Raw genomic sequence first — 15,967 nt, 5'->3', positions numbered from 1 at the left:
CTTGATCCTGGGTTCCTGCCCTTCGACAGGCTCAGGAACCGCAAAAGATGTGGTCAGTGCATCGTGGGGATGACGAAGCTGGCACCGTCGCGGATGCCCGCCGCGGGCCAGCGGCTCGTCACCGTCTTGGTCTTCGTGTAGAAGCGGAAGGCGTCGGCGCCGTGCTGGTTGAGGTCGCCGAACCCGCTGCGCTTCCAGCCGCCGAACGTGTAATAGGCGATGGGCACCGGGATCGGTACGTTCACCCCGACCATGCCCACCTCGACCCGGGCCGCGAAGTCGCGGGCGGCGTCGCCGTCGCGCGTGAAGATCGCGACGCCGTTGCCGTACTCGTGCTCCGAGGCCATGCGCAGCGCCTCCTCGTAGTCGGCGGCGCGGGCGATCACGAGCACCGGGCCGAAGATCTCCTCGCGGTAGATCGCCATGTCGGTCGTGACGTGGTCGAACAGCGTCGGTCCGAGGTAGAACCCCTCCTCGTGGCCGGCGACCGTGAAACCGCGGCCGTCGGCGAGCAGCGTCGCGCCCTCGTCGACGCCCTGCTGGATGTATCCCTCGACCCGTTCCACCGCGGCGCGGGTGACAAGGGGTCCGTAGTCGACATCGGCCGCCAGTGACGGCCCGACCCGCAACTGCCCGACGCGTTCGAGGAGCTTGGCGGCGAGAGCATCCGCCGTCTGCTGCCCGACCGGTACCGCCACCGAGATCGCCATGCACCGCTCACCGGCCGATCCGTACCCCGAGCCGATCAGCGCGTCGACCGCCTGATCGAGGTCGGCGTCGGGCATCACGATCATGTGGTTCTTCGCGCCGCCGAAGCACTGCGCGCGCTTGCCGTGCGCCGCTGCGGTGGCGTAGATGTACTCGGCGATCGGCGTGGAGCCGACGAATCCGACGGCGCGGATGCGGTCGTCGGTGAGCAGCGCATCGACGGCCTCCTTGTCGCCGTGCACCACGTTGAGCACGCCGGCGGGAAGCCCGGCTTCGAGGAAGAGCTCGGCGAGGCGCACCGGCACCGAAGGGTCGCGCTCACTGGGCTTGAGCACGACGGCATTGCCCGCGGCGAGCGCCGGGCCCGCCTTCCAGAGCGGGATCATCGCGGGGAAGTTGAACGGGGTGATCGCGGCGACCACGCCGAGGGGCTGGCGCATCGAGTAGACGTCGATGCCCGCGCCGGCGCCGGTCGAGTACTCGCCCTTGAGCAGGTGCGGGGCGCCGGCCGAGAACTCGATGACCTCGAGCCCGCGCTGGATGTCGCCCTTCGCGTCATCGACGGTCTTGCCGTGCTCGCTCGCGAGCAGCTCGGCGAGAGACTGCATCTCGCGCTGCACCAGATCGAGGAAGCGCAGCAGCACACGGGCGCGCTTCTGCGGGTTGGTGGCGGCCCACTCCTGTTGGGCGGCCTCGGCGTTCGCGATCACCGCGCGCACCTCGTCGGCCGAGGCGAGCGGCACGCGGGTCTGCACGGCGCCGGTGCTGGGATCGAACACGTCGGCGAAGCGCCCGTCAGCCGGCGTGAGGTGCGATCCGCCCACGAAATGCGGGATGGTACGAGTCATTGTGCGACGTCCCTTCGTGCCATCGTTGGCACATCGCGAGTTTACTTCGATCCCCGCGTATTTACTAGGGCGTCCATGCATCTCACGGCCACCCCTCCCGAAAAGCGCACTGATCGATCACGAATGCCGGGTATCGAGCCCCAGAATCGACATTTCGCACCGGTCGGAGCAGCATCCGGATGTTGAGGCGGCGTTCACCGGCCGGTCACTTCGGCGAACTACAACTACAGATGCGCGGACGACTCAGACCGGATCGGGAAGTCACAGGATTCCGCGCCTCGGGCGCCAAGCGCCCGCAGACCCCCGCCGAATCGGGTCGGCGGGGGTCTTCTCCGTCTTCCGGACGCGTCAGCCGCGGTATCCGCCGTCCATGACTCAGGACGAACGGCGCCGATCGGCCGATTCGGGCCCCGTTCGCGGCCGATTCGGCGCATCCGTCCTGAGTTATGCCCCCTCACGCACTCGGGACGATGACGACCTTGCCGCGCAGCGTGCCGGCTGCGGCGGCCGCGTGCACCGACGCGACCTCCTCGAGACCGACGCGACGCGACGCCACCACCCGCAGCGACCCGTCGTCGACCAGGGCGACGAGATGCGCGAGCTGTTCGGGGTCACTGCGCACGTATACGGTCTCGCCGCGCACGCCTCGGCCCTCGTCGCCGGGCGTCGGCATCCACGCGGTCGAGCTGACCACGAAGCCGCCGTCACCCACCAGTGAGACGAGCGCCGCGAACTCCTCGGGCTCGATCGGCGCGAGATTCAGCAGCACGTCGACCGGAGCCCCCACCCCGTCGCGCACCGAACCCCCCGTGTGATCGACGACCTCGTCGGCGCCGGCAGCCTCGACCGCGGCACGGCTGCGCGGGCTCGCCGTCGCGATCACGAACGCCCCCGCGTGCTTCGCCAGCTGCACGGCGTACTCACCGACCGTTCCGCCGGCGCCCACGATCAGGATGCGCTGCCCCTTCTGCAGCCCGGCGACATCGAACAGCGCCTGCCAGGCGGTCAGTGCGACCGACGGGAGCGCCGCGGCATCCACCAGATCTCCCACCGCGGGCGCGGCGACCAGCAGATCCGCGGGCGCGACGACGTACTCGGCATCCGCGCCGTCGTCGGTCATCGAGAGGAATCCGATGACCCTGTCGCCGATCGCCCGACCGTCGACGCCGACCCCGATCGCGTCGATCGTGCCGGCGACGTCGTAACCGGGGGTGTGCGGGAGCGCGACGGGAAACGGGAGGGTTCCCCCGCGGATGCCGCCGTCGGCGGGGTTGAAACCGGCGCCCGCGACGCGGATGCGCACCTGCCCCTCGCCCGGCTCGGAGACTTCGACCTCGTCGACGCGCAGGACCTCGGGGCCGCCGAGCTGGTGGAAACGTGCTGCCTTCATGATGACTTCCTTCTCGATTCAGATGCTTCGAAGTTGAAGCACTTATCGAACCGTAGCACTGCTTCGATATCGAAGCAACTAATTCGAGATCGAAACACCTACACTGGAGAGCATGGCCGCCGACACCCCTCCCCTCGACCCCGCCGAACTCGGTGCGTACTTCGCACTGATCGAGGTGAGCAGCCTGCTGCGGCACGCCGTCGAACAGCAGCTGAAGGAGACCGGAGACCTCAGCTACGTGCAGTTCCAGCTGCTCGCGACCCTCGGGGATTCACCGAACGGCAGCGCCCGCATGACCGCGCTGGCCGATGGCATCGTGCTCAGCCGCAGCGGCCTCACCCACCAGGCCGGCCTGCTCGAGAAGAGGGGCCTGGTGACGCGCGCCCCGTCGCCCGACGATGAGCGCGGCGTGACGCTCACGATCACCGACGCCGGGCGGGCCGTGCTCTCCGCCGTCTTCCCGGGGCATATCGGCGAGCTGCGAAGGTTGTTCCTCGCGCCGCTCGACGCCGACGACGTCCGCTCGCTCACCGCACCGCTCGAGAAGGTGCGCGAGCACATGCGCCGGATCCCCCCGCGCTCGGCCGCGCCCCGCCGCCGCAGGACGGCCGAGTAGCCCTACAGCCTCTCGACGATCATCGCGTTGGCCATGCCGCCGCCCTCGCACATCGTCTGCAGCCCGTAGCGACCACCCACCGCGTCGAGGTGATCCACGAGTGTTCCGAGCAGGCGCGTGCCCGACGAGCCGAGCGCATGGCCGAGCGCGATCGCGCCGCCGCGCGGGTTGAGCCTGGCCGGGTCGGCACCGAGCTCGGCCGCCCAGGCCAGCGGCACCGACGCGAACGCCTCGTTCACCTCGTACGCATCGAGGTCGTCGATCGTGAGGCCGCTGCGGTCGAGGATCCGCCGGGTCGCCGGGATCGGCCCCGTCAGCATCATCAGCGGGTCGTCGCCGACGACGGCGAACGAGCGGATGCCGGCGCGCGGAACCAACCCGAGCGATTCGGCTCTCTCGGCGCTCATCAGCAGCGCGGCCGAGGCGCCGTCGGTGAGCGGCGAGGAGTTGCCCGGGGTGATCCGCCAGTCGAGGTCGGGGAAGCGCGCGGCGAGCGCGTCCGTGCGGAAGGCCGGGTTCAGACCCGCGAGCCCCTCCGCCGTGGTTCCCGCTCGGACGGTCTCGTCGGTCACGGCATCCGGCGCTTCGACGACCCCGACGACCGTGCGATCGAAGAAGCCCGCGGCCCAGGCATCCGCCGCCCGCCGGTGCGACTCGGCGGCGTAGGCGTCGAGCGCGTCACGGTCGAGCCCCCAGCGCTGCGCGATCAGCTCGGCCGAGACGCCCTGGTTCACCAGCCCCTCGGGATACCGGGCGCGCACGCGCGGTGACATCGGGGAGCCGCCGGCCGCCGACGATCCGAGGGGCACCCGGCTCATCGACTCGACCCCGCCCGCGATCACGATGTCGTAGGCGCCGGCCATGATCCCCTGCGCCGCGATGTGCACCGCCTGCTGGCTCGACCCGCACTGCCGGTCGATCGTCGCCCCCGGCACGCTCTCGTCGAAGCCCGCGGCCAGCACCGCCTGGCGCGCGATGTTCGTCGACTGGTCTCCCACCTGACTCACGCAGCCGAGCAGCACGTCGTCGATCTGACGCGAGTCGAGGCCGTTGCGCTCGAGCAGCGCCTGCAGCACTCCGGCGGCGAGATCGACCGGATGCACTCCCGAGAGCGCACCCCCGGGCTTGCCGCGCCCGACCGGGGTGCGGACGACATCGACCAGAACGGCTTCGCTGCGCGTGCTCATTCCCCCATTCTGCGCCGATCGCTGCGCCCGCGCCGTAATCCGCCCGTCACACGCCGCGAATAGAATCGACGACGCGCCATCACCCCGGCGCACCCCGCACGCAGGCCCGCGACCCGGGCCGCCCGCTCTCTCGAGGACCCCACCATGTCCAGTGATCCCATCACCGTGTCCATCCGCCGTGAAGTCGACCCCGCCCGCATCGCCGAGGCGACCGCGTGGGTGCAGACCGGCGTCAACCTCGCCAACAAGTACCCGGGATTCCTCGGGTCGGGCTGGGTGCGGTCGGGGGATGAGACCAACGTCTGGCACATGCTGTACCGGTTCGCCGACGAGCAGACGCTCACCGCGTGGGAGGACTCCGGCGAGCGCGGCTGGTGGCTGTCGATGGGCGAGGGCTTCGTGCGCAGCGAGCGCTCGCGCCGCCGCACCGGAATCGAGGGATGGTTCGACGAACCGACCACCGGCACGATCACGGTGCAGACGACGGATGGCCGGGCCGAGGTCGCGGTCGTGAACGCCCCGCCGCGGTGGAAGCAGGCGGTGTCGATCTGGCTCGGGTTCTTCCCGGTGAACCTCGCCTTCACGTACGCGATGTCACCCGTGCCGGGATGGGATGCGCTGCCGATCTGGCTGCGGGTGCTCGCGACCACCGCGGTGCTGACACCGATCATGGCCTACCTCGTGCTGCCCTGGGTGACCCGGCGCCTGCGCCACTGGCTGGCGCGCTGAAGTCAAGGGACACCCCCGGGAGCGGATGCCGTGGCACTGTGGTGACATGCGCATCGCTCTCACCGGATCATCGGGCAAGCTCGGCCGCGTCGTCGCGAGGGAACTCCGGGCGAACGGGTACGAGGTCATCGGGATGGACGTCACGGGGGTCCGCGGTCCGGACTTCGTGCAGGTCGATCTGACGGACTACGGGCAGGTGGTCGACGCGTTCACCGCGGTCGGCGACCGGCACGACGGCATCGACGCGGTCGTGCATCTCGGCGCGATCCCCGCTCCCGGCATCCGCAGCGACGTCGCCACCTTCCACAACAACATGCCGGCCACGTTCAACGTGTTCTGGGCGGCGGTGCGCCTCGGCATCCGTCGCATCGTCTACGCGTCGAGCGAGACCGTGCTGGGGCTGCCGTTCGACGTGCCGCCGCCCTACATCCCGGTCGACGAGGACTACCCGCCCCGGCCCGAGTCGGTGTACTCGCTGGTGAAGACGCTCGAGGAGCAGCTGGCGACCGAGCTCGTGCGCTGGCACCCGGGCGTGTCGATCACCGCGCTGCGGTTCTCGAACGTCATGGACCCCGAGGACTACGCCGCGTTCCCCGCCTTCGACGCCGATGCGACGCTGCGCAAGTGGAACCTGTGGGGCTACATCGACGCCCGCGACGGCGCCCAGGCCGTGCAGCGCGCCCTCGAGGTCGCGGCCCCCGGGTTCGACAGGTTCATCATCGCGGCCGCCGACACGGTGATGTCGCGGCCGAACGCCGAGCTGATCGCCGAGGTCTTCCCCGGCGTGCCGGTCACCCGCGACGTCGGGCCGAACGAGACGCTGCTGTCGATCGACCGGGCGCGGCGGGTGCTGGGCTACGACCCGCAGCACTCCTGGCGCGACGAGGTCTGACGCGCCTGCGGCAGGCACTCGACAGGCTCAGCAACCCAGCTCTGGTCTCAGCAACCCCGACGGCATCCACGCGCTACCGTCGAGGCATGAGCCGCCCGCCCCGCGCACTCCGGATCCCGCTCGCCGCCGTCGCGACGTTCGCCCTGCTGTCCGCCCTCGCCGGCATGATCGGCCTGACCGTCGGCGGCGGCATGGGCGTGCCGACGGAGTGGCTGGAGGGCACGGGCTTCGACTCGTACGTGTGGCCGGGGGTGATCCTGGGCGTCGTCGTCGGGGGCGTGCAGGTGCTCGCGCTGGTCGCGCAGTTCGGCCGGTTCGCGCTCGCGTGGGGTATGCACGCGGCGGCGGGCATCACGATGATGATCTGGATCTTCGTCGAGATCGCGATCCTGCTCGTGTGGTCTCCACTGCACGGCATCTTCTTCGCGACCGGTCTGATCCAGACGGTGCTGGCCGTCCTGGCGCTCGGGGCATGGCCGCGGCCGTTCTTCGCGCGGGATGCTCCGACGAGCTCAGCAACCCAGTTCTAGACACGTGGCGGGTGCTTCGACAAGCTCAGCAACCCAGTACTCGGCTCGCAACCCAGTTCCGAAACCTGGGTCCCTGAGCCTGTCGAAGGGCCCCACCCGCAGAACGCCTACAGCCCGAGCCGCTCCAGATACGGGTTGACGAGACGCCGCTCCGGGTCGAAGCGCGCGGCGAGCGCAGCGAAGTCGTCGAAACGCGGATACCGTTCGCGCACCTCGGCGGCGTCGAGCGTGAACACCTTGCCCCAGTGCGGGCGGGCGGTGGGCGGCAGCGCCGCTTCGAGCGTCGGCAGGAATGCGCGCACAGCCGCTTCGTCGGGCTTCCAGGTGAAGTGGATGCCGACGGCATCCGTGCCGTACGACGAACTCAGCCAGAGGTCGTCGGCCTTCACCGTGCGGATCTCGTTCACCAGCAGCAGCGGAGCGATCTGCCCGGCGAGCCCGCGCACGGCCTGGATCGCGGCGACGGCGTCGGCGCGGGGCACGAGGTACTCACTCTGGATCTCGGCACCGGCCGAAGGGGTGAACTCGAGCTTGAAGTGTGCGAGCCGCTCGAACCACGGCCCGGGCGTGCCGAGCTGTTCGGTGCACGCGACGGGGTCGACGCCGAGGATCGGATGCCGCTTACTCGCCGCGGCTTCGGCCCCCAGGCTCTCGAACAGGGACTCGCGGGCGGCCTCGCGTGCCTCGGGGAGGCGCTGCTTGACCCAGATCTGGTCGGCGACGTCGGTGTGCTGCCAGGTCGAGAAGACGCTGACGCTCGTGCCGATGCCGGTGACCGCTTCGAGGTCGGTGAGGATCGCGTCCCACGACGGGTGCTCGAAGACGTGCTGCGCGACGTCGTAGGTCGGCTCGACGTCGAGGGTGAGGTCGACGACCGCGCCGAGGGCGCCGAGACTCACGACCGCACCGTCGAAGTCGACGTCGCCGCGACGCAGCTCGCGCGTCTCGCCACCCGGGGTGACGATCGTGAGGGCGCGCACGGCACTCGCGAGAGAGCCGATCGCGTCACCGGAGCCGTGGGTTCCGGTGGCGACGGCACCGGCGACGGAGATGTGCGGCAGCGAGGCGAGGTTGGCGAGCGCGAGCCCCTCGGCGGCGAGCAGCGGGGCGATGTCGCCGTAGCGCAGTCCTCCGGCCACCCGCACGGCGTCGCGCTCCGGGCTCACCTCGAAGGCCGCGGGCAGTCGGTCGAGGGCGATCAGCGCGCCCTCGGTGTCGGCGATGTCGTTGAAGCAGTGGCGCGAGCCCAGCATCCGCACCGGTCCACCCTGCGCGAGCAGCGCCCGCAGCGCGTCGATCGACGCCGGGTGCTCGACCCGGGATGCCCGATAGGTGAGGTTGCCCGCCCAGTTGCGTTCGTTGCCCATCGCGCCAGCATAGCCAGGAGCACATCTTCTACAACGATGTACTGCGGTGGATGACGACCCCGCCGGTAGGCTGACCGCATGACGACGATCCCGCCGCGCCGCGCGACGATGAAAGACGTCGCCGCTCTCGCCGGCGTCTCGCCGAAGACGGTCTCGAACGTCGTCACCGGCACCGTCCCCGTGAACGACGACACGCGCTCCAAGGTCGAAGCGGCGATGGCGCAGCTCGACTTCGTGCCGAATCTCAGCGCCCGCGGGTTGCGCAAGGGACGCTCGGGGATCATCGCCGTCGCCCTCCCCGATCTTGCGACCGCGTTCTCGGCCGAGCTCGTGCACCGCATCGTCGAAGCCGCGCACGAGCGGGGGCTGGCCGTGCAGATCGAGGAGACGGCATCCGAGCCCGAGCGTGAGAAGGAGCTGGTCTCCCGCGCCCGCGCCCACCTCGTCGACGGCCTGATCCTCAACCCCATCCGCCTCGAGGACAGCGTGCTCAAGTACGCCGACCGCCTGCCGCCGCTCGTCGTGATCGGCGAGGTCGAGCAGAACCGCGCCGATCATGTGCGCATCGACAGCCGGCTCGCCGCCGCCGACGCCACGCGGCACGTTCTCGCGCGCGGCGCCCGGCGGATCGCGGTGGTCGGCGCCGACGACGACCCCTCGGTCGCCACGGCGACGAGCCGCCTGCGACTCGAGGGCGTGCACGACGCACTGCGGGAGGCCGGCATCCCCCGCGACCCCGCGCTCGAGGTCAATCGCCTGCCGTGGGAGATGGCGGGCGGGGCGGATGCCGTGCGCACGCTGTTCGAGCGCGGCGTCGCCTTCGATGCGATCGTCGCCTTCACCGACTCCCTCGCCCTCGGTGCCCTGCACGCCCTGCACGACCGCGGTGTGCGGGTGCCGGAGGACGTGATCGTCACGGGCTTCGACGACGTCGAGTTCTCGAAGTACACCTCTCCCTCACTGACGACCATCGCGTTCGACCGTCGGGCCTTCGCGGTCGCCGCCCTCGGCCTGCTCGAGACCCGCATGGACGACCGGGCCGCTCCCCCGCGGGCACTGACGCTGTCGCATCATCTCCTCGAGCGAGACAGCACGAAGGCCGCACCGCTCGGCTACCGCCCTTAGGACCCTGCATTCGTTCGGATCGCACGCTTGCGCCCGCGATTACATCGATGTAATGATGAGGCGTCCACCATCCGGTCACGAAGGAGTGACGATGACGCCCTCGCTCGATCTGTCCCGCCGGCAGTTCCTCACCGCCGCCACGCTCACCGCCGGCGCAGCACTGCTCGCCGGCTGCTCCCCCCTCTCCCCCACCGGCTCTCGCACCGAGACCCTCCAGTTCTGGCACCTGCTCTCGGGAGGCGACGGCGTGACGATGTCGTCGCTGCTCGACGGTGTGAACTCGGCGCAGTCCGACTACCGCATCCGCCCCACCGTGCTCGCCTGGGGCACGCCGTACTACACGAAGCTCGCGATGGCGGGCGCCGGCGGACGCGCCCCCGACGTCGCGATCATGCACGCCACCCGCGTGAACGGCTGGGCCCCCGGCGGGCTCCTCGACGCCTGGGACGTCGACCGCCTCGCCGAGCTCGGCGTCGATCGCTCCACCTTCCCCGGCCCGATCTGGGAGAAGGGCTTCGTCGGCGACCGGCTCTTCAGCGTCGCCCTCGACGCCCACCCCTTCGTGCTCATGTTCAACACCGACATCTGCGACGCCGCGGGGGTGCTCGACTCGGACGGCACGCTGCGTGAGACCTCGTCGCCCGAGGAGTTCGTCGACCAGCTCCGCGAGGTCGGCGCCCAGGCTCCCGATCACGCCCTGTCGTTCGGCTACCTCGGCGATGGCGCCCAGATGTGGCGCCTGTTCTACGGCCTCTACGCGCAGCACGGCCTGCAGATCGAACTGCCCGTGGGCGGCAAGGCCGTGATCGACAAGGATGCCGCGGTCGAGGCGCTCCGCTTGATGCAGACGCTCCTCGACGGTGAGATCGCGGCCGCGCGCGCCGACTACGGCGGAGCCGTGGCCGAGTTCGCGACCGGCAAGAGTGGCATGCTCATGACCGGTGTCTGGGAGCTGCGCACGATGCAGGCCGCGAACCTGCCGTTCGATGCGACCACGATCCCGACCCTCTACGGCACACCGGCGGTGTACGCCGACTCGCACTCCTTCGTGCTGCCGCACCAGGCGAACGCGAACGACGAGCGCCGCGACCTCGTGTACCGCTTCGTCGCCGACATGCTGAAGGACTCGTTCCAGTGGGCCGAGGCCGGGCACATCCCCGCTTACCTCCCCGTGACCTCATCGCCCGCCTACGACGACCTCGTGCCCCAGGCGCACTACGCCTCGGCCGCCGACCACGTCGTCTACGACCCGACCGCGTGGTTCACGGGCTCCGGCTCGAGCTTCCAGGGCGAGTTCGGTGCCGCGGTGCAGAACGTGCTCCTCTCGGGCGCCGATCCGGCCGCCGCGATCGACCGCTTCGAGGCGCGCGTGAACACGCTGCTGCGCCAACCCAATCCGGCCGACCCCGAAGGGACGTGGAAGTCATGACCTCGACCGCCACCCGCACCCTCGTCACCGGCGGGGCATCCGATTTCCGTCTCCGCCGCGCCGGCTCCCGCAAGCGCGAGCAGCTCATCAGCTGGGCTTTCCTGGTTCCGTTCCTCATCGCCTTCGTGCTGTTCCTGGCATGGCCGATCCTGCACGGCATCTATCTGAGCTTCACCGACCAGTCGCTCACGGGCGCCGGCGGAGGGTTCGTCGGCTTCGCGAACTACGCCGAAGCCCTCGTCGATCCCGTCATGTGGCAGTCGATGTGGAACACGGTGTGGTTCACGCTGCTGTCGACCGTGCCGCTCGTCGCCGTGGCGCTGCTCATGGCGGCACTCGTCGATCGCGGCCTGCCCGGGCAGTGGCTCTGGCGGCTGTCGTTCTTCATGCCGTACCTGCTCGCGTCCACCGTGATCTCGCAGATCTGGGTCTGGATCTTCAACCCGCAGATCGGCGCGGCCAACAACATCCTGAAGTTCTTCGGTCTCGAGCCGATCGCGTGGCTGCAGAACTCCGACACCAACATGCTGTCGATCGTGATCGCGACGGTGTGGTGGACGGTCGGGTTCAACTTCCTGCTCTACCTCGCGGCCATGCAGAACATCCCCCCGCAGCAGTACGAGGCGGCATCCCTCGACGGGGCCGGCGCCTGGCGCCAGTTCTGGTCGATCACGCTCCCGCAACTGGGACCGGCCACGGTGCTGATCCTCATCCTGCAGATCCTCGCGTCGCTGAAGCTGTTCGACCAGGCGTACCAGATGCTCGGCGGTGTCGCGAGCGACACCACGCGCTCGATCGTGCAGTACATCTACGAGGCCGGCTTCGTGAACTACCGCTTCGGATACTCCGCGGCGATCTCGTACGTCTTCTTCGCCCTCATCGTCATCATCGGCGTCGCGCAGGCCCTGGTCACGCGTCGCAAGAAGGAGCAGTGATGTCCTCCGCCACCCTCATCCCCACCGAGCCCGCCTCCGACGACCACACCCGCACGCTCACCGTTCCCCGCCACCGGCGCACCGCGCGCCCGAAGCTCCCCGGCCAGAAGCCGTTCTCGCCGCTGCGCATCGCCGCGTTCGTGGTGCTGGCGCTCCTCGCGATCGGATGGCTGCTGCCGTTCCTCTGGGCGGTCGCGACCGCCTTCAAGACCGAGACGGATGCCGCATCCGGCGATCCCGGATGGATCGGCGCGAGCGGCCCCACCTTCGAGGCGTTCACGGCGATCCTCTCGCAGGGCAACGTGTACGTCTGGGCGCTCAACAGCCTGTGGACCTCGGTCGCCGTCACCCTCATCACGCTGACGGTCTCGGCTCTGGCCGCCTACGCCTTCTCGCGGCTCGACTTCACCGGCCGCAAGTGGCTGTTCGTCGTGATCATCGCCTCGATCGTCGTGCCGCCGCAGGTGCTGATCATCCCGCTGTTCTACGAGATGCTCGCGTTCAACCTGATCGACACGCACTGGGGCCTGATCCTGCCGCAGGTCGTTGCCCCGGCGATGGTGTTCATCCTCAAGAAGTTCTTCGACGCGATCCCGATCGAGCTCGAGGACGCCGCCCGCGTCGACGGTGCCAGCCGCCTGCGCATCTTCTGGTCGATCGTGCTGCCGCTGTCGCGGCCGATCCTGGCATCCGTGGCGATCTTCGTGTTCATCGGGGCGTGGAACAACTTCCTGTGGCCGTTCCTCGTCGTCAACGACACCACGCTCATGACGCTGCCGGTCGGGCTCCAGACCGTAATCAGCGCCTACGGCGTGCAGTACGCACAGGTCATGGCCCAGGCCGTGCTCGCCGCGCTCCCGCTCATCGTCGTGTTCCTCATCTTCCAGAAGCAGATCGTCAAGGGAGTCGCGACGAGCGGCTTCGGCGGTCAGTGATCCCGCACCCCCGCACCCCGGCATCCGCCGCAATCAAGGAGAGCAATGTCTCACGCCCGCATCACCATCGACCGCGACTTCACCATCGCCGACGTTCCCCGGAGGCTCTTCGGGTCCTTCGTCGAGCACATGGGGCGCTGCGTGTACACCGGCATCTACGAGCCGGGGCACCCGCAGGCAGATGAACGCGGATTCCGTCAGGACGTTCTGGCCCTGGTGAAGGAGATGGGGCCGACGGTCGTGCGGTACCCGGGCGGCAACTTCGTCTCGGGCTACCGCTGGGAGGACGGCGTCGGCCCGGTCGAGGAGCGCCCGGTGCGCATCGACGGCGCCTGGCACACGATCGAGACCAACGCCTTCGGCCTGCACGAGTTCATGGACTGGGCGAAGGAGGCCGACGTCGAGGTGATGGAGGCGATCAACCTCGGCACCCGCGGCGTCGAGGAGGCCCGTGCACTCGTCGAGTACGCCAACCACCCGGGCGGCACATACTGGTCGGACCTGCGCCGCAAGAACGGCGCCGAGCAGCCCTTCGACATCAAGCTGTGGTGCCTGGGCAACGAGCTCGACGGGCCGTGGCAGATCGGCGGCAAGACCGCTGCCGAGTACGGCCGTCTCGCGCAGGAGTCGGCCAAGGCCATGAAGCTGGTCGACTCGTCGATCGAGCTCGTGGCGGTCGGGTCGTCGAGCAGGTCGATGCCGACGTTCGGGTCGTGGGAGCACACCGTGCTCACCCACGCCTACGACGAGGTCGACTTCGTCTCGATGCACGCGTACTACCAGGAGCACGACGGCGACACCGAGTCGTTCCTCGCGGAGTCGGTCGACATGGACGGCTTCATCGAGGGTGTCATCGCGACGGTCGACGCCGTGAAGGCCGCCGGCAAGCACACCAAGCAGGTCGACATCTCGTTCGACGAGTGGAACGTGTGGGATCAGCGCAAGTACAACGACGTCGAGGCGGGCGAGATCGCGAAGGCCGGCTGGCGCGAGCACCCGCGCCTCATCGAGGACACCTACTCGGTGACGGATGCCGTCGTCGTCGGCACCCTGCTCAACAGCCTGCTGCGGCACGGAGACCGCGTGCGCATCGCCAACCAGGCGCAGCTCGTGAACGTGATCGCGCCGATCCGCTCGGAGGAGAACGGCCCGGCCTGGCGCCAGACCAGCTTCTGGCCGTTCGAGCGGATGGCGCGGCTGGCGACGGGACGCATCCTGCGCCTCGCCGTCTCGGCCTCGCAGATCGCGACCAAGCGCTACGGCGACGTCGATTCGGTCGATGCGGCCGCCACGTGGGACGAGGAGACCGGACGCCTGGTGGTGTTCGTGGCCAACCGCTCGCTCGACTCGGCGAACGACCTGACGATCGATCTGCACGGCCTCGGCGACCTGCGCGTGCGTCAGGCCGAGACGCTCACGATCCCCGAGGGCGGCGACCGACGGACCGCCAACCTCGAGACGACCCCCGACACCGTGCACATGGTGCCGCTCGCCGCCGCCGAGATCGTCGACGGCACGGTGCGCGCGACCCTGCCGGCCCTGTCGTGGTCGGTCATCGAGCTCGAGGTGACGCGCGCCTGACGGCACCTCTGGGGCCGTGAGCCACCCCGGGTCCCTGAGCCACCCCGGGTCCCTGAGCCTGTCGAAGGGCCCGGACCACAGAAGGGCCCGGCATCCATCTCGGATGCCGGGCCCTTTCGCATGCGAGAGCGGATGCCGCGACTACTCCCAGACGACCTGCGGGGTCTCCGCGGCGAAGTCGACCTTCGGGGACAGCACCCCCGCGCCGAAGAGCACCTCGAACGCACCGCGCTCACCGGCGGCATTCTGCCCCTCGAGCGTGATGTCGGTGCGGAACGACTCGTAGGTCGAGACGACCGCGCGGTCGCTGACCTCTCCGACGAGGGCGGCGAGCGACGCCTCGCCCTCGGCGGTGAGGGCGCGGGTCACGGTTCCGTCGACGGGGCTGAAGCCGTCCTGCTCGAGGCCGGTGACGTCCATGCCGCAGGGGGTCGCGAGAGTCTTCATCGCCAGGCACTCGCGCAGCGAGGCGGTGACCAGTTCGCGGAACGATGCCACCCCCGTCTCGCTCAGCACGGGACGCAGCATGCTCGCCGCCTCTTCGCTCTTCTCGTCCGCGACGAGAAGCGTCGTCTCGCCCTCGATCGTGAACTCTTCGAGGCTCGTCGCGAACTCGTACATACCCGGGAAGGCCAGGGCGTCCTCCGAGATCTCCACCCCGTTCACCGTGAGGCCGATGTCGTCGAACCCGTAGGTCGAGATTCGCGCGCCTCCGTTGTACATGGTGATGTCACCGTCGTACTCGCTCTGGTACATCTCGAACTCGCGCGTCACCTCGGTGCCGCCGACCGTGAAGGTCGCGGGCACGACGACGTCGCTGTACTCGCCCTCCTCGGCCTCGCCGACCTCGATATCGTCGATGGCGCCCAGCTCGAGGGAGGCCGCGAGCACTTCGTCCGTGAGGAGCGCATCACTGTAGGACGAGGTGTCGACGTACTTCCGCGCCGTCTCGGCATCGCCCTCCGAAAGTGCGGTGAGGTACTCCTCGACCCACTCCTCCGGGGTGGCCGCGGGCTGCGCGGGCTCGCCGTTCGAGCCACCTCCGGCGTCACCGCCGCGACCCGCCAGCGGGATGATGATGGCCAGGGCGATCACGAGCAAGACGACGACTCCCGCCGCGATGATGCCGATGAGCGCACCGAGCGGAAGCTTCTTGTTCGGGCCGATCTCCGGCCCTGCCGGCGGAAAACCCGGCGCGGACTGGCCGTAGGGCTGTCCGGGTGCAGGCTGGCCGTAAGGCTGGCCCGGCACGGGCTGACCGTAGGGCTGTCCGGGTGCAGGCTGGCCGTAAGGCTGGCCCGGCACGGGCTGACCGTAGGGCTGGCCCGGCGCGGGCTGTCCGGGTGCGGGCTGGCCGTCGGTCAGCCCCGGACCGGGCTCGCCGGGTGCGTTCGCCGAGGCGTGGCCGGGAGCGTGCCGCGGATCCGCGGGCGGGAGGGAGTGTCCGCCGGGGACGTACTCCGAGCCATCCGGGCCGGTCGGCGGCGTGGTCGGGGGAGCGTCCGGGCCGTCCGACGGGGTGGGCGGCGCGGGCGGTGGCGTGCGGACCGCGTCCGACGCGGAATCGGCCGCCGCCGGGTCGTTGGGCTGGGGAGTCTCCGGTGTCTCGTGTTCACTCACAGATACAGCATAATGTCCTCGTTTGCGGCATATCGGGATGCCTGGCATGCCCCGCCGGGGCCATATCCGTACGAG

The 15,967-nt window shown here is 69.8% G+C and carries 14 protein-coding genes; 9 read left to right on the top strand and 5 right to left on the bottom strand.

The features are described 5' to 3' along the window. Window positions 1–53: 53 nt before the first annotated feature. Complete coding sequence (locus KZC52_RS13140; protein ID WP_247624494.1) at window positions 54–1,556, bottom strand: CoA-acylating methylmalonate-semialdehyde dehydrogenase; 1,503 nt, start codon at window positions 1,554–1,556, stop codon at window positions 54–56. Window positions 1,557–2,010: 454 nt separating this feature from the next. Then, on the bottom strand, window positions 2,011–2,946 hold the full coding sequence (locus KZC52_RS13135; RefSeq protein WP_247624493.1) for an NADP-dependent oxidoreductase: 936 nt from the start codon (window positions 2,944–2,946) through the stop codon (window positions 2,011–2,013). A 112-nt stretch (window positions 2,947–3,058) separates the two neighbouring features. Between KZC52_RS13135 and KZC52_RS13130 the strand changes: the two genes are divergently transcribed. Further along, window positions 3,059–3,562, top strand: a complete 504-nt coding sequence (locus KZC52_RS13130; protein ID WP_247624492.1) for a MarR family winged helix-turn-helix transcriptional regulator — start codon at window positions 3,059–3,061, stop codon at window positions 3,560–3,562. 2 nt (window positions 3,563–3,564) lie between these two features. Here the strand turns inward: KZC52_RS13130 and KZC52_RS13125 are convergent, their stop codons facing one another. After that, window positions 3,565–4,749: a thiolase family protein gene (locus tag KZC52_RS13125; RefSeq protein WP_247624491.1), complete on the bottom strand. Its 1,185-nt coding sequence runs from the start codon at window positions 4,747–4,749 to the stop codon at window positions 3,565–3,567. A 144-nt stretch (window positions 4,750–4,893) separates the two neighbouring features. On the opposite strand from KZC52_RS13125, the gene KZC52_RS13120 reads away from it, so the two are divergent. The 3 genes from KZC52_RS13120 (at window position 4,894) to KZC52_RS13110 (ending at window position 6,900) form a co-directional block, all read left to right on the top strand. Next, window positions 4,894–5,478, top strand: a complete 585-nt coding sequence (locus KZC52_RS13120; protein WP_247624490.1) for an antibiotic biosynthesis monooxygenase — start codon at window positions 4,894–4,896, stop codon at window positions 5,476–5,478. Between the two features lie 46 nt (window positions 5,479–5,524). Then, window positions 5,525–6,370: an NAD-dependent epimerase/dehydratase family protein gene (locus KZC52_RS13115; protein ID WP_247624489.1), complete on the top strand. Its 846-nt coding sequence runs from the start codon at window positions 5,525–5,527 to the stop codon at window positions 6,368–6,370. Between the two features lie 86 nt (window positions 6,371–6,456). Then, complete coding sequence (locus KZC52_RS13110) at window positions 6,457–6,900, top strand: hypothetical protein (RefSeq protein ID WP_247624488.1); 444 nt, start codon at window positions 6,457–6,459, stop codon at window positions 6,898–6,900. Between the two features lie 107 nt (window positions 6,901–7,007). Here KZC52_RS13110 and KZC52_RS13105 read toward each other — a convergent pair whose 3' ends face one another. Further along, entirely contained in the window at window positions 7,008–8,267 is a 1,260-nt protein-coding gene (locus KZC52_RS13105; RefSeq protein ID WP_247624487.1) for a D-arabinono-1,4-lactone oxidase, read from the bottom strand. A gap of 78 nt (window positions 8,268–8,345) precedes the next feature. Between KZC52_RS13105 and KZC52_RS13100 the strand changes: the two genes are divergently transcribed. The 5 genes from KZC52_RS13100 to arfA all read left to right on the top strand — a co-directional run bounded on the left by KZC52_RS13100 (window position 8,346) and on the right by arfA (window position 14,272). Beyond that, the gene (locus KZC52_RS13100) at window positions 8,346–9,392 is read left to right on the top strand and encodes a LacI family DNA-binding transcriptional regulator (RefSeq protein ID WP_247624486.1); all 1,047 of its coding nucleotides are present in this window, start codon (window positions 8,346–8,348) and stop codon (window positions 9,390–9,392) included. A 91-nt stretch (window positions 9,393–9,483) separates the two neighbouring features. Then, entirely contained in the window at window positions 9,484–10,821 is a 1,338-nt protein-coding gene (locus tag KZC52_RS13095; protein ID WP_247624485.1) for an extracellular solute-binding protein, read from the top strand. Next, the gene (locus KZC52_RS13090) at window positions 10,818–11,756 is read left to right on the top strand and encodes a carbohydrate ABC transporter permease (RefSeq protein WP_247624484.1); all 939 of its coding nucleotides are present in this window, start codon (window positions 10,818–10,820) and stop codon (window positions 11,754–11,756) included. Before KZC52_RS13095 ends, KZC52_RS13090 begins: the two co-directional genes overlap by 4 nt. Beyond that, complete coding sequence (locus KZC52_RS13085; protein WP_247624483.1) at window positions 11,756–12,691, top strand: carbohydrate ABC transporter permease; 936 nt, start codon at window positions 11,756–11,758, stop codon at window positions 12,689–12,691. The genes KZC52_RS13090 and KZC52_RS13085 overlap by 1 nt, the downstream gene beginning before the upstream one ends. Before the next feature lie 45 nt (window positions 12,692–12,736). Further along, on the top strand, window positions 12,737–14,272 hold the full coding sequence (gene arfA, locus KZC52_RS13080; protein ID WP_247624482.1) for an arabinosylfuranosidase ArfA: 1,536 nt from the start codon (window positions 12,737–12,739) through the stop codon (window positions 14,270–14,272). Window positions 14,273–14,413: 141 nt separating this feature from the next. Here arfA and KZC52_RS13075 read toward each other — a convergent pair whose 3' ends face one another. Next, a complete protein-coding gene (locus KZC52_RS13075) occupies window positions 14,414–15,892 on the bottom strand; it encodes a proline-rich domain-containing protein (protein ID WP_247624481.1) in 1,479 nt (492 codons plus the stop codon). Window positions 15,893–15,967 lie beyond the last annotated feature (75 nt).

The organism is Microbacterium galbinum, assembly GCF_023091225.1.
In the GTDB taxonomy this organism is placed as follows: Bacteria; Actinomycetota; Actinomycetes; order Actinomycetales; family Microbacteriaceae; genus Microbacterium; species Microbacterium galbinum.
This window is presented reverse-complemented; position numbering and strand designations above follow the sequence as displayed.

Bases quoted from the DNA above. Each gene is read 5' to 3' on its own strand.
- KZC52_RS13100 (WP_247624486.1), top strand. From the start codon at position 8,346: ATGACGACGATCCCGCCGCGCCGCGCGACGATGAAAGACGTCGCCGCT.
- KZC52_RS13125 (WP_247624491.1), bottom strand. From the start codon at position 4,749: ATGAGCACGCGCAGCGAAGCCGTTCTGGTCGATGTCGTCCGCACCCCG.
- KZC52_RS13120 (WP_247624490.1), top strand. From the start codon at position 4,894: ATGTCCAGTGATCCCATCACCGTGTCCATCCGCCGTGAAGTCGACCCC.
- arfA (WP_247624482.1), top strand. From the start codon at position 12,737: ATGTCTCACGCCCGCATCACCATCGACCGCGACTTCACCATCGCCGAC.
- KZC52_RS13135 (WP_247624493.1), bottom strand. From the start codon at position 2,946: ATGAAGGCAGCACGTTTCCACCAGCTCGGCGGCCCCGAGGTCCTGCGC.
- KZC52_RS13130 (WP_247624492.1), top strand. From the start codon at position 3,059: ATGGCCGCCGACACCCCTCCCCTCGACCCCGCCGAACTCGGTGCGTAC.
- KZC52_RS13115 (WP_247624489.1), top strand. From the start codon at position 5,525: ATGCGCATCGCTCTCACCGGATCATCGGGCAAGCTCGGCCGCGTCGTC.
- KZC52_RS13110 (WP_247624488.1), top strand. From the start codon at position 6,457: ATGAGCCGCCCGCCCCGCGCACTCCGGATCCCGCTCGCCGCCGTCGCG.
- KZC52_RS13105 (WP_247624487.1), bottom strand. From the start codon at position 8,267: ATGGGCAACGAACGCAACTGGGCGGGCAACCTCACCTATCGGGCATCC.
- KZC52_RS13095 (WP_247624485.1), top strand. From the start codon at position 9,484: ATGACGCCCTCGCTCGATCTGTCCCGCCGGCAGTTCCTCACCGCCGCC.
- KZC52_RS13140 (WP_247624494.1), bottom strand. From the start codon at position 1,556: ATGACTCGTACCATCCCGCATTTCGTGGGCGGATCGCACCTCACGCCG.
- KZC52_RS13090 (WP_247624484.1), top strand. From the start codon at position 10,818: ATGACCTCGACCGCCACCCGCACCCTCGTCACCGGCGGGGCATCCGAT.
- KZC52_RS13085 (WP_247624483.1), top strand. From the start codon at position 11,756: ATGTCCTCCGCCACCCTCATCCCCACCGAGCCCGCCTCCGACGACCAC.